The organism is Bradyrhizobium canariense, assembly GCF_019402665.1.
Classification (GTDB): Bacteria; Pseudomonadota; Alphaproteobacteria; order Rhizobiales; family Xanthobacteraceae; genus Bradyrhizobium; species Bradyrhizobium canariense.
Window position 1 is genome coordinate 87,540 of record NZ_VSST01000040.1, and the last position, 12,603, is coordinate 100,142.

The window sequence follows — 12,603 nt, forward strand, 5'->3', positions numbered from 1 at the left end:
GCGAATATGAGCACACGGGCCATCTGTGGCGCCTTGATCATATACGGATCGATGGCGGTCTGCGCCTTTCCAACCGTGTCGCTGGCCCAATCGACTGAGACCGGCGTGTCTGCCCAAAGCGGCGCCGGCGCGTCGCCACCGGAGAAAGCAGCTCCAAACACCAATACGAACCCGACGAAGCACCGCTACTGGCGTCATCGCGGAGGAAAGCATCCGCACTTTGGCAGCCGGCGCGTCCGGGCCTAGGTACCACAGGCGACGGCGATTGAACCGATACCATGAACGAGTCCAGGACAGCACCGGAGAGACTCTGCGAGATCGCTCCACGCGATGGCTCCGCCGTCGTGCCGGAGAACGGCACACGACGCGGCATTCTCGCAACCGGGCTCGGCCTGGTGGCTGCCTGCGTCTTGCTGTTTCTGGTGTGGCAGACGGTCTCGAGTCTCCTGCTGATCTTTGCAGGCGTGTTGTTCGCCGCGTTTCTGGATGCTTGCGCAAGGGCCCTGGCGGCCGTCCTCCCGCTCAATCGCGCCTCGCGGCTGACGCTGGTTCTGTTGCTGTTCTCCGCTCTGTCGGGATTTGGACTGATCTGGGGCGCGGGCAAGCTGCCGGAGCAGACGCGCCTCTTGCTGAAGGTCATGGACAACCAGCTCGACATCCTGCAGGAGCATCTTCTGTCATATGGCGTGGATCTGCTCGGTCCGGAATGGGGCCGCGACTTTGCGCAGTGGCTGTTCTCGGACCAAGGCCGGTTTCTCAGCCATGCTCAGTTCCTGCTTGGCGGAGCGTCGAGCCTTCTGACCGGTGTCCTAGTGGTCCTGTTCCTCGGGATCCTCTTTGGTCTAGACCCAACCAGCCACCGTGAAAGCCTGGTCATGCTGGTGAAGCCCTCCCAGCGCCAGCGGGCGAGAACGGTCATGGACGAGATGGGCAATGTCATGCGGCTGTGGCTCGTCGGGCAGTTCATCCGCGTCATACTCATGACGTTGTGGGTCTGGGCCGCGCTCTACCTCATTGGGTTGCCTGGACCCTTCGTGCTCGGACTGCAGGCGGGCCTGTCGAATTTCATTCCCTATGTCGGACCAATCGTAGCCGCAATACCGATCGCGCTGGTCGCAATGCCGCTCGGCAGTTCCCTGCTGATCTGGGCCGTCCTCATTTACTCGATCATCCAGTCTGTCGAAGGCTATGTGATCGGTCCGCTGATCCAGCGCCAGGCCGTCGAGATCCCTCCTGCCTGGACGTTGGTCGCCATCGTCCTGCTCGGTGCGCTGTTCGGCGTCCTGGGCATCGCGCTCGCCATGCCGCTGGTGGCGATCGGCCGTGTCGCAATCATCCGATTCTATGTCGAGGACTACCTCGGCGACGAGTTCAAGCAGACGTTCAACAGCGGTGAATCGTGAGTGAGGACCCCATGAACCAGAGCGGGGCGCCACGGCAGGAGGGTACCGATCCTCCCTCGCCTCAATCGACAATGGCTCAATTCCTGTGGCAGCAGCTTCCTTATGTCGTGGCGCTGGTGCTTGCCATCGCGGGCGTCGCCTATACTAACGTTTCCCACCAACCTCTCGTCGGCTACTGGGAATTCCTGGCGCTTGCCATCTGCATCGTGTGCGTCGTCACCAAATGGCCGGAAACCCAAGGCAAGGAGGCCCGGCTCCGCTTGATCTGGACCCAGGCGCTGCACTGGGTCGCCGTGCTGGTCACGATGAACATCATTCTGGTCTCGGGCGTTCAGCAATTGCTTCCGACCCCGGCGACCGGCCTTGTCCTGCTGACTTTGCTTGCGCTCGGCACGTTCCTCGCTGGCGTCAACCTTCTATCGCTGCAGATCTCTTTCCTCGGCCTTGCCATGGGCATTGCCGTCCCGGCGATATCCTGGCTGAAGCAGTCCGTCTTTTTCTTCCTGCTGGGCGCAGTGCTGCTGATCGGACTCGGCATCACATTCTGGTTCCGCCAGGACAGCCGACCGAGGAGCGCGCTCTCCGATACCAACAGTCAAGTGGAGGCCTGAATGCGAATGATGCGGTTTGTGGCAGTCTTCGGCACGTCCGCGTTGCTATGCGTCGCAGCCCTGCCGGCGCGCGCCGAAACGTTCAGGGTCGGCCGGCTCCTGTGCTTCAGCAACCCGCGCGTCGGGCTTGTGCTCGGATCGGTGCAGTCGTTGCGCTGCACATTCTTTGCAAGAAATCCGCCGAGGCAGTTCATCTATGAGGGACGAATCCGGCGTGTCGGCCTTGATATCGGCGTGACCAGCGCAGGCACCTTGTCTTGGGCCGTGCTCGCCAAAAACTCGCGGATCGGATCCGCCACCTTGCGCGGCAACTATGTCGGCGCGAGCGGCAGCTTTGCGTTCGGCCCCGGGCTCGGCGCGAACGTCCTGATCGGTGGCTCGCGACGGAGCGTGATGTTGCAACCCCTGTCGATCGAGCGATCGATCGGGATCAACCTGGCCGCCGGCGTCACTAACCTGACGCTGGGTCCGCGCGGCCCGCGATAGCTTGCAAAGGCGATCGAGCACACAATCGCTCCGCTCGTGGCCCACGAGAACATTCCCGCCCCATCGCTCAGGGTTTCGTCGGATGTCGATAGCGGAGGTTCGACGCTAGCGTCCCAAGCGTGCCGACCATCACGCAGACCAGGAGGATGGGATGACAGTTTATGACGACCGCTCCGATATCGAGGCTTTGGGCGGCCCTCCGCTGTGGGTCTGTGCCCTTCTCGGAATCGTGATGATCGCCGCCGGTTTCGCAGCTCTCAGCGACGTGGCGTTCGCAACCATCATCAGCGTCAAGTTCATCGGGCTGATGGCCATCGCGGCCGGCGCGTTCGAGATCATCCATGCATTCTGGACCAAGGGATGGGGTGGGTTCCTATGGCAGATCCTGCTCGGCGCGCTCTACGCCGCCTTCGGCCTTGTGCTGCTTACCCAGCCCGCCTCGGGTGCCCTGATCCTCACCTACCTCCTCGGCGCGGTGCTGTTCGCCTCAGGCGTCATTCGATGCGTGCTGAGCTTCGCCCATTGGCGGCAGAACGGATGGATGATGCTGATCTCGGGCATTTTTGGGCTGCTCGCCGGCGTGCTGATTCTATTCGGCTTTCCGACCATCAGCGTCTGGGCCCTCGGATTTCTGCTTGGCGTCGACCTGATTTCGCACGGCCTCGCCTGGCTGCTTTACGCGCTTCAGGCGGCGCGGCGAACCGCCTAACAAAGGAGAAGAAACATGATGGACACACCGAGCCGTCGGGCTTTCCTTGGCTTTGCTCAGAATGCCGTCGCTGCCGTGGCGATCGGCGCCATCGGGGTTCGTTTCATTGAGGCCGCGGAAGCAATGCCTATTGCTCACGATCTCGGCCGGCCGAGCGAGCAACCAGACCTCCCGACGCAAGCACAATGGGGACCGCCGTCTCGTCGTCGGGGATGGGGCCGGCCGCGCCGGCGTCGCTGGGTGTGCTGGTGGCATCGCGGTCGTCGCCGTTGCGGATGGCGGTGGCGCTAACAACGCGTCCTCGCGCAATCCGCGGTCGACAGATACTCCGCGAAGCCGGCACCAGTCCCAATCAGACGAAGGAGGCAGCCTTGCGCATCACGAAACGATGGGTCGTTGGGACCTTCCTGGCAGCTCTTCTCGTTGCGGCAACCTGGTATTGCGTGGCGGTATGGCAGGCAACGCCGTCCATGCCGCTTTACCGCAACGTCATCCTGGGAGGCGCTGCAATCCTGATGCTGGTCACCGGCTGCGGACTGATCGGGCTGATGTTCCACAGCCGCCGCAAGGGCTACGACGAACCCGCGCGCAGCAATCGCATGCGGCGGGAGTAGCGAGGCGCCGGTGAAGCACTGACCCGGCTCCGGATCCGTTGCAAGGAGCGGACAATGACCTTTGCTGGCGTCTCGATCAGGCTGCTGGGGGTCACTCTCCTGATGGTCACCGCCGGCGGATCGGCCCAAGCCCAGTCGACTTCGGCCGCGCCACCCGCGGTCGGCATCGTGGAAGCGGCCAAGCGGCCGATCACCGAGAGCAGTGAATTTCTCGGGCGGATCGAGGCGATTAATCGGGTCAACCTCGTTGCTCGCGTCACTGCATTTCTGGAACGGCGCCTGTTCGAGGAAGGCGCCGAAATCAGCAAAGGCGATGAGCTCTATCGGCTCGAGCGTGGCCCTTTCGAATCGGATCTCGCATCGAAACAGGCGCAGGTGTCCCAGCTTGAGGCCACACTCGAGAATGCCAAGCTGACGACCGAACGCGCGCGGACCTTGCTCGGAGGCCCTGCCGGGCAACAGTCCACCTACGACGCAGCAATCGCGAACCAGCGCAGCCTCGAAGCCCAGGTGCGAGCCGCGCAAGCCGGGGTCCAGGCCTCTCAGATCAATCTCGATTACACAGTGATCAGCGCGCCGATCGCCGGCAAGATCGGACGAACGGCGGTGACGGTGGGCAACGTCGTCAGTCCAAGCTCGGGGGTACTGACCAGCATCGTCAGCCAAGACCCGATGTATGTCACCTTTCCCGTGCCGGTGCGTCAGGGACTGGAGCTGCGCGAACGATACGCGCCGAAAGGCGGTCTGGAAGCCGTGGTCATCAGGCTGCGACTGCCGAACGGGCGAATGTACGGAAAAACCGGCAAGCTGAACTTTGTCGACAATACCATCGCCCAGAGCACTGATACGATCACCGTGCGTGGCGAGATCGCCAATCCGATCCTGCGGGCGCCCTCGGCGGCCGGCGTCTCCGTTCACGAGTTGACCGATGGCGAGTTCGTGACCGTAGTGCTTGAGGGCGTTCAGCCGGTCGAGGTGCTGGTGATCCCTCGCTCGGCCGTGCTCTCCGATCAGCAGGGCAACTATGTTCTCGCTGTCGGCGCCGACAACGAAGCCGAACAGCGTCGCATCCAGCTCGGGCAATCGACCCCGACTGTCGCGGCGGTGATCGCCGGACTTGCGGCCGGCGACAAGGTGATTGTCGAAGGCCTGCAGCGGGTTCGTCCCGGCCAGACCGTGTCGCCAGGACCAGCCAGCGCGCGGATCCTGTCGAGCATGAAAGCCGCCGCAGATGGCACGGCTCCGCAAACGGATCACGGCCCCTCCGGCAAGGCTGGTCCGGCGGATAACAAACCATGATGTCCGCCCTCTTCATCGATCGTCCGCGGCTTTCGATGGTGATCGCATTCATCATCACGATTGCCGGCGCACTGGCGCTGGCGCAAATCCCGGTGGCACAATTTCCAGACATCGTGCCGCCACAGGTCACGGTCGCCGGCATCTTCCCTGGCGCGTCCGCCGAGGTTGTAGAGAGCAGTGTCGCCCAGCCGCTGGAGGCGCAGATCATTGGAAGCGACCGCGCACTCTACATGAAGTCGACTAGCGCCAATGACGGCAGCTACACACTGACGGTTTCGTTCGCGCTCGGTACCAACCCCGACATCAACACCGTCAACGTCAACAACCGCGTGCAGAGTGCTCTGTCGCAATTGCCCACCGAAGTACAGCAGCAGGGCGTGACGGTGCACAAGCGCTCCTCGTCGATCCTGCAGTTCCTCGTACTCTACAGCGGAAATGGCCAACAGGACCCGCTCTTCATCACCAACTATGCAATCATCAACGTGCTTGATGCGATCGCCAGCACGCCGGGGGTCGGCCAGGCGAACCTGTTCGCGAAGATGAACTACTCGATGCGGATCTGGTTTGACACGCAGCGGCTCACCAGCCTCAATCTCACGCCGTCGGACGTCATTGCCGCGATCCGTACGCAAAGCGTCCAGGCCCCGGTCGGCCGCATCGGCGCGCGCCCGATCAGCGACGACCAGCAGTTCCAGTTCAATGTGCAGACCCTGGGCAGGCTCGCCACCGTCGATCAATTCACCCAAATCGTGCTGCGCGCCAATCCGGACGGTTCATCGCTGCTCGTGGGCGACGTTGCCCGCGTCGAGATGGGCGCGCAAAATCTCGACAGCGAAGCGCGGATCGACGGACGTGCGGCCGTGCCGATCGCGATCTATCTGTCACCAGGTGCCAATGCGGTGACCACCGCACAGGCGGTGACAGCGACGATGCAGCGGCTGTCGCAGCATTTTCCCACCGGGCTGAGCTACCTCGTCCAATACGACTCAACGAGCTTCGTGCGTGCCACCATCGCGGAAGTGTTACAGACGCTAGGCGAGGCCTTCCTGCTGGTCGTGATCGTGGTGTACCTGTTCCTCGGCAATCTCCGGGCCACCGTGATCCCGGCCGTTGCCGTTCCGGTGAGCCTGATCGGCACCTTCGCCGTGCTGCTGGTGCTCGGATATTCGGCCAACACGGTGTCCCTGCTCGCCATGGTGCTCGCCATCGGCATCGTGGTCGATGACGCCATCGTCGTCGTTGAGAATGTTGAGCGGATCATGGAGGAGGAGCCCTCGCTTTCTCCCGCCGAGGCCAGCAAGAAGGCTATGGTACAGATCACGGCGCCGATCATCGCGATCACGCTGGTACTGCTCTCCGTCTTCGTGCCGATCGCTTTCATTCCCGGCATATCCGGCATGCTGTTTCGCCAGTTTGCAGTGACAATCAGCGCCGCGATGATGATTTCGGCACTGAATGCACTGACGCTGTCGCCGGCGCTATGCGCGCTGTTCCTGCGCCACACCGGGCCGCGGCGTGGCCTGATCGGTCGTGTGCTTGGCGGCATCGACTGGTTGCGGGACCGCTACAGCAGCGGCGTGCGCCGCTTGGTGCGGAAGGCGGGGCTCTCGCTCCTGCTGATTGCCCTATTCGGCGCCGGCATCTTCGGCATGTCGCTGATCACGCCGACGGGTTTCTTGCCCGAGGAAGATCAGGGAGCCTTCTTCACCTCGGTACAACTGCCGGACGGCGCGTCGGTGGCACGAACCAGCGAAATCACCCAACAGGTCGAACGCATCCTGAAGCAGATGCCCGCGGTCGATCATGTTCTTGCCATCATCGGCTTTTCCCTGCTCGACGGCGCATCCGAACCGAACAGCGCGCTGGTGGTCACGCGCCTGAAGCCGTTTGCCGATCGCAAGGCAGCAACAGATTCTGCGCGAGCGCTGATCGGCCAAACCTTCGCCGCTGGCGCGCAGATCCGCCAAGCCAATGTCCTGCCGTTCAATCTGCCGCCGATCATCGGGCTCTCCACCGGCGGCGGGTTCGAATACCAACTCCAAGCATTGGAAGGACAGAACCCGGCCGAAATCTCCAGTGTCACGGGTGCGCTGATCGGCGCCGCCAACGCCGACCCACGGCTCTCGCGCGTCTTTTCGACCTTCACTGCAACCAATCCGTCGATCTATCTCGATATCGACCGCCGCAAGTCTCAGGCGCTCGGAGTGACAATCAGCGACATCTTCACGGCCCTACAAGCGACGCTCGGCGGCATCTACGTCAACAACTTCAATCGGTTTGGCCGCACCTGGCAGGTCAACGTTCAGGGCGAAGCGCTCGATCGCGCCGATATTTCGGACATCTGGCAAATCTTCGTGCGCAACGCCAACGGCCAAATGGTGCCGATCAGATCGCTCGCCGGGATCAAGATCGTGACCGGACCTCAGGTGATCACCCGCTACAACAATTATCGCTCAGTGACGGTGAACGGTAGCCCGGCGCCCGGTGTCTCATCAGGCACCGCGCTCACAGCGATGGCCGACGTTTCTCATGCCGTACTGCCTGCGGGCTACAGTTTTGAGTGGACCGGTACCGCCTATCAGGAGCAACAGGCCGCTGGCCAGACCGGCATTGTGCTCACGCTTGCCGTGCTGTTCGCGTATTTGTTCCTGGTCGCGCTCTATGAGAGCACGATTATCCCGATCCCGGTCCTGTTGTCGGTCCTGGTCGGCGTGCTCGGCTCCTATGTCGGCATCAAGGTCGCTGGCCTCAATCTCGATCTGTACGGTCAGATCGGACTCGTGGTGCTGATCGCACTCGCCGCCAAAAACGGCATCCTGATCGTCGAGTTTGCGAAGGAGCAGCGTGAGGCGGGCGTGGCGCTCGAGCAAGCCGCGATCCAGGGCGCATATATGCGTTTCCGCGCAGTGATGATGACTTCCGTTGCCTTCATCCTTGGTCTCCTGCCGCTTGTGATTGCGACCGGCGCCGCCGAGCTCAGCCGCAGGGCCGTCGGCACAGCCGTGTTCGCAGGCATGCTTGCAGCGAGCTCTGTTGGGATCTTCCTGGTGCCGATGCTCTACGTGACGTTCCAGCGCCTGCGCGAGCGCGTGAAGACGGGCGCCCTTGGCCATTGACATGCCGCAGCAAACTCCAGAAGCGCGGATCCCCATGCAGCTGGTACCGGGCTCCTCATCCTGGCTACTTCAAGGGCACGGTTCTGTTCGCATCCAGCATCATTCAGTCCATGGCACGCATCCAAATCCATCCGGAGATCGCGCAAGCAAAGGAAGACGATAATGAACGTGCGAACCCGTGATGGTTTCCTTGCACTCCTAGGATGCCGGTGCTGCTGGCACTGCCGACGGGATGTGTTATCGATTTTGAAGGCACAAAAAGGATTCCGGTCGCGTTGGATCCAAGCGAGTTCCGAAAGGGCTCGACCTCGTGAGAGAAACCGGTGTACCGCCGCCTGCTGCCACTTGGGGCTGCGGCTACGCGGTGCCCGCGCAGCTGTCCTCGATTGTGGTATCCGCCGGCGTCGCGCGGCCGGCAACCAATGTAGTTGGCGTTGGAATGCAATCGTCCGCGGTAAGGTTTACCGGTCCGACAAGCTCTGGAGCATGCGATGCGCAACAGAGATCGGTGTAAGCCACACGACGAGGCTGTGCGCACCAAAAGAGACCGGAAGATAAAGCCAACAAAACGTGACGTGCCCACCTCGACTAGTCTCGTGCAAGTCGCACTCGCGATGGTACTGGGGGTTGCGCCAATGCTCAGAATGGCTGTGACGCATCCCGCCTCCGCACTCTGAGGCTGCTCGTCAGCGCTCGCCTACGCGCCGGTATTTCGATGTCTGCGGTTGCGTCAACGTGCGAGGCTCGTCAGGAGAGGCCCACATAGCTTTTAATGAGATATTTCTTGATCTCCCGGTGCACACATCGTGCACACGTGGCCTTCTAACCGCTTGTAAAGCTTGAACTCTCGATCCAATCCATCATGGCGAAGTTTGAGCTAGTCCATCCAGTGATCGCTATCGAAATCTAAGTTCGTATATCCCATCGACCACTTTGCGCCAGAAGCAGCCATTCGAGAATGGAAGGGCTTCAACGGGTATCAGGTGGTATCCCTTTTCTGCACCTTAGCTTGGTTTGCCGAAGTTGGTGTCCGTTGACTTAGCCTAACCTGGGCTTGCCCATGCCTTGGTCGATAATGCTCTCGATAGGAATGGGGAGGCTGCGAACTCGTTTGCCAATCGCGTGATAAACCGCGTTCGCGATGGCAGCCTCGCCGCGCTTTGTCGGTGCCTAGGCCTGATAGGCGGCGAGGTCTTTCCTCAGGCCCACCACAATAGTGGGGGATACATGGTAGCGGGAGACCGCTACCGCTTTTCCTCACATGGCGCAAATCTGCGATATTTCCTCCGATCTTCCGCTTAAACGGTAGGTCAAATCGGCGTAGGTCCTCGCCCACCAGGGAAGCCATCCTTCATGAAGACGGCGGAACGTCGGATAAACCCAAATGCAGAGCTGCCTAGCCGACGTGCCGGAGGGATGATGCGCGAACTAGGCGCCTTCAATATCCGCTTCGTCAAAAGTGCCAATTCTCATCCGCAAATTTCCGGTCTGTCCCTATCAGCCGACATTTGGCAGCGTGGGATCAAGGCAGCCACGGGCCAGGAGGAGACATGGCTCTGGCACATTGGCCTGGCCAGATAACGGGCAACGCCTGAGACATTCGTTTCAACTCAGATGGCAGCACCGGCCAGCAAAAAAGCGCCGCCAAGCGCGACCATCACAAGTCCAGGCCAGTTCGATTTGATGCCGAAGCCGCTACCCGGTCTTTCAGGCTCCAGCGTATCACGCCCGGAGCGAAGCCGCCTTCCACCGCTGAGTCGGCCTCGCCAAATGGGCTGAAACGCCATTTGGAGCACGCCGCCGAAAACAAGGAGCACACCAAGCCATATGAGGGTCATGCTCGCCTCCTCTACCCGCGAACGCCGAGAGTGTGCGCCGAGAACCCGTGGTCCATTCAGCGCCTGTCCGCTGCTCTCTCGGAATTAGACCGACCTTGAAAGCCGCCGGACGCACGAGCGCGCCGGCACGCAGGCTGGGGATCACGCTCTCCGAAGCTCAGGCTACGTATAAGGACCCTGCTTAGTCTTCATCCGGCTCGCGCACGACCGGCGGTTCGTCGGTTTTGTCTTCTTCTTCCTCTTCCTCTTCGTCGTCTTCCTCTTCGTCATCATCAGGATCTTGGGGCGGCATCGTGTTGCCCATGATCGCGAAGGCACGCCGGTCGATCGCACGAATTAACTTGGGGAGTAGGGTCATGTTGTTACTCCTCAGATGTGACCCTGGAGCACTTTACCCCTTTTTTGGCGGGGCAGACACGGAGTTGGCGGCCGGCGCGGACGAGGTCCGGTTATCCCTGTCAGCCAAGCCAGAGGTAAGTGTCGAGTTTCTCAGATTCGGGCCAATAAGGGACCTCACGCCGATCGCTGCTTGAGATCGGTTTCATCTGGAGTCCGCTTCATTCTGTCACTCCGTCTTCGTCTTCGGACGTTCAATAAGTTGGTAACTGGGAACGTGGGTGCTTTCCTGCCACGATTCCAGAGCAGCTCCGCAGATTGCGCAGACCGCGTCACCTGTATGCGGTACCAGGAACTTCTCTTCGGTGCGTCTGTACTCAGCACCGCAAGTGCATTGCACAATTGTCACCATGCCGATGATATGTGCTTCGGATCGCGGAATTTCCAGTCCAAGCAACTTTCGTTGTTCTCTCGCGAGTCGGCCGTCACTTTGTTGCCGCCGGTCGAGTCGGTGAACGGAGGGAAGTCCGCTAATGGGATGGTCCGGCCGTGCTCCTGCCGCGCCAGCGATAAGCTGGCCAGGGGCTCCAAAGACAAGGAGCATGGCATCGATCTCGCGCGAGATCGCCCCGGTGAGCTCGACATGCTCGCGCTCGCGAAGAACATCCCTCGCCTGCTGAAGGCGCTGCTCGGTCTCGGTCTGCACGACCCGGGCGATCACCTGATCGCGGCGCACCTCGTCGCCGATGCCCACGTCGAGCGAGGGCAGTTTTCCGCTGACCGCGGACACGGCATCGACCAGGCGACCACCGCTGCTCAACAAAATGCCGTCAGCGTAATGGCAAGATGCTGCCATGTCCCTGCACATCGGATCGTGCACTTGCCCGGCGCCACGCATTTCTATCCCCGAACGTCGCCGTTACGCAAGAAGATGGAAGCACCACGGATCTTGAAAGCGCGATCGCGCTATTCCTGAGCGAAACGCTGACCGAGAAGTAGTCGTCATCCTAATATCAGGGACGCGATCACGCCCTACGTGAAAAGCTCTACCACGGTTTCCCCAAATGCCGAGCCGTCGCTGAGGCAATGGAATCGAGGGCCACATTCTTTGGACTCCACCGCTTTTCGGCTCCACATTCTTCGGTAGGGCCGGTTTCAAGCACTCGATACGAGGGGCCGGACAGCACAACCACGGACCCGCAACCATCTCAAATCGCTAGGTGGCCTGAACAGGCGGATCGGTCGGCCGATCCGTCGGCAATACGAGAACCGAACCGCCAGCGACGACATTGTTTGTAGATATGGGCGGAAGGTCGGCATCGTCCTGCGAACCCGGCGTCCCGAACGCAGTGAACATCTCCTAAGTTATTGATTTTTATTGAGATGACAGGCGTTTCCGTCCCGCTTTGTTCACGGTCCCTTCACCCAATTCGTTGCGATTTCGTTGCGGAGTTCTGAGAGAACGGCAGCCACTGTTGCTTGACGGGTCTCTTGGAGGCTTTCCCAAGCACCAGCGGGAAGAGATGGCCAACACCGCCCGCCTCAGTGTCGCGGTTGCGAGTCGGTGGTCCGCTATGAACCGGGCCGCCGACTTGCGTCCTCTCCTTCAATCTTCAGCGTGAAGTTCTCTGCCCATCGAACCGACACCGCCTATCCATGTGCCGACGATTTCAAAGTTCGGATTGAAGGCGACAAGGTCTGCGCGGTGTCGGGGCGCGATCCGTCCAAGCGCGGACTCAAGGCCCAGAAATGCCGCGGGCGTCCGAGAGGCCATGATGAGAGCATCGACAAGGGAGATTTCGAGCAGCTCAACAGCGTTGCGCACCGCCTCGATCATGGTGAGGTGAGCGCCAGCGAGTGTGCCATCGGGGCCCGTCAGGCGATTTTCGTGCAATGTGACCTGCCTTCCTTGCAGCATGAATTGCCGGTCGTCGGTGCCCGCCAATGGCATGGCATCGGTGACAAGCATCAATCGATCACGTCCCTTGCAGCGGAACGCAACGCGCAAACCGGCGCGATCAACGTGGATGCCGTCGCAGATGATCCCTGCAAACAGCCGGTCATCCCAAAGCGCGGCGCCCACCAGGCCCGGCTCCCGGGCGCTCAACTGCGACATGGCATTGAACAGATGAGTCACGCCCAAGACACCGCGATCGACCGCCTGCCCGATTTCGGCTGCGGTGGCGTCGCT

12 protein-coding genes are annotated in these 12,603 nt (G+C 61.3%); 8 read left to right on the top strand and 4 right to left on the bottom strand.

Features of this window, described 5'->3' with window-relative positions; all coding sequences use genetic code 11:
* The first annotated feature begins 278 nt into the window (after window positions 1-278).
* The 8 genes from FXB41_RS21560 (at window position 279) to FXB41_RS21595 (ending at window position 8,238) form a co-directional block, all read left to right on the top strand.
* Window positions 279-1,403 carry an AI-2E family transporter gene (locus FXB41_RS21560; RefSeq protein WP_007601206.1) on the top strand — a complete coding sequence of 375 codons (1,125 nt, stop codon included), beginning with the start codon at window positions 279-281 and terminating at the stop codon, window positions 1,401-1,403.
* 11 nt (window positions 1,404-1,414) lie between these two features.
* Window positions 1,415-2,014 carry a hypothetical protein gene (locus tag FXB41_RS21565; RefSeq protein WP_219683143.1) on the top strand — a complete coding sequence of 200 codons (600 nt, stop codon included), beginning with the start codon at window positions 1,415-1,417 and terminating at the stop codon, window positions 2,012-2,014.
* A complete protein-coding gene (locus FXB41_RS21570) occupies window positions 2,015-2,500 on the top strand; it encodes a DUF992 domain-containing protein (protein WP_007601203.1) in 486 nt (161 codons plus the stop codon). It abuts the gene before it with no gap.
* Window positions 2,501-2,651: 151 nt separating this feature from the next.
* Window positions 2,652-3,209, top strand: coding sequence for an HdeD family acid-resistance protein (locus tag FXB41_RS21575; protein ID WP_219683144.1), 558 nt, complete (start codon window positions 2,652-2,654; stop codon window positions 3,207-3,209).
* An 18-nt stretch (window positions 3,210-3,227) separates the two neighbouring features.
* Entirely contained in the window at window positions 3,228-3,500 is a 273-nt protein-coding gene (locus FXB41_RS42000; RefSeq protein ID WP_354128989.1) for a twin-arginine translocation signal domain-containing protein, read from the top strand.
* 80 nt (window positions 3,501-3,580) lie between these two features.
* Window positions 3,581-3,823 carry a hypothetical protein gene (locus FXB41_RS21585; protein ID WP_007601199.1) on the top strand — a complete coding sequence of 81 codons (243 nt, stop codon included), beginning with the start codon at window positions 3,581-3,583 and terminating at the stop codon, window positions 3,821-3,823.
* A gap of 54 nt (window positions 3,824-3,877) precedes the next feature.
* Window positions 3,878-5,122, top strand: coding sequence for an efflux RND transporter periplasmic adaptor subunit (locus FXB41_RS21590; protein ID WP_219683145.1), 1,245 nt, complete (start codon window positions 3,878-3,880; stop codon window positions 5,120-5,122).
* The gene (locus FXB41_RS21595; protein WP_219683146.1) at window positions 5,119-8,238 is read left to right on the top strand and encodes an efflux RND transporter permease subunit; all 3,120 of its coding nucleotides are present in this window, start codon (window positions 5,119-5,121) and stop codon (window positions 8,236-8,238) included. The genes FXB41_RS21590 and FXB41_RS21595 overlap by 4 nt, the downstream gene beginning before the upstream one ends.
* Before the next feature lie 1,610 nt (window positions 8,239-9,848).
* On the opposite strand, the gene FXB41_RS21600 is transcribed toward FXB41_RS21595, so the two are convergent.
* The 4 genes from FXB41_RS21600 to FXB41_RS21615 all read right to left on the bottom strand — a co-directional run.
* The gene (locus FXB41_RS21600) at window positions 9,849-10,076 is read right to left on the bottom strand and encodes a hypothetical protein (RefSeq protein WP_007601192.1); all 228 of its coding nucleotides are present in this window, start codon (window positions 10,074-10,076) and stop codon (window positions 9,849-9,851) included.
* A gap of 181 nt (window positions 10,077-10,257) precedes the next feature.
* The gene (locus tag FXB41_RS21605) at window positions 10,258-10,434 is read right to left on the bottom strand and encodes a hypothetical protein (RefSeq protein ID WP_219683147.1); all 177 of its coding nucleotides are present in this window, start codon (window positions 10,432-10,434) and stop codon (window positions 10,258-10,260) included.
* A 207-nt stretch (window positions 10,435-10,641) separates the two neighbouring features.
* A complete protein-coding gene (locus FXB41_RS21610) occupies window positions 10,642-11,310 on the bottom strand; it encodes a hypothetical protein (protein ID WP_219683148.1) in 669 nt (222 codons plus the stop codon).
* A 708-nt stretch (window positions 11,311-12,018) separates the two neighbouring features.
* A partial coding sequence (locus FXB41_RS21615) for an N-acetylglucosamine-6-phosphate deacetylase (protein WP_219683149.1) occupies window positions 12,019-12,603 on the bottom strand: 585 nt, incomplete at its 5' end.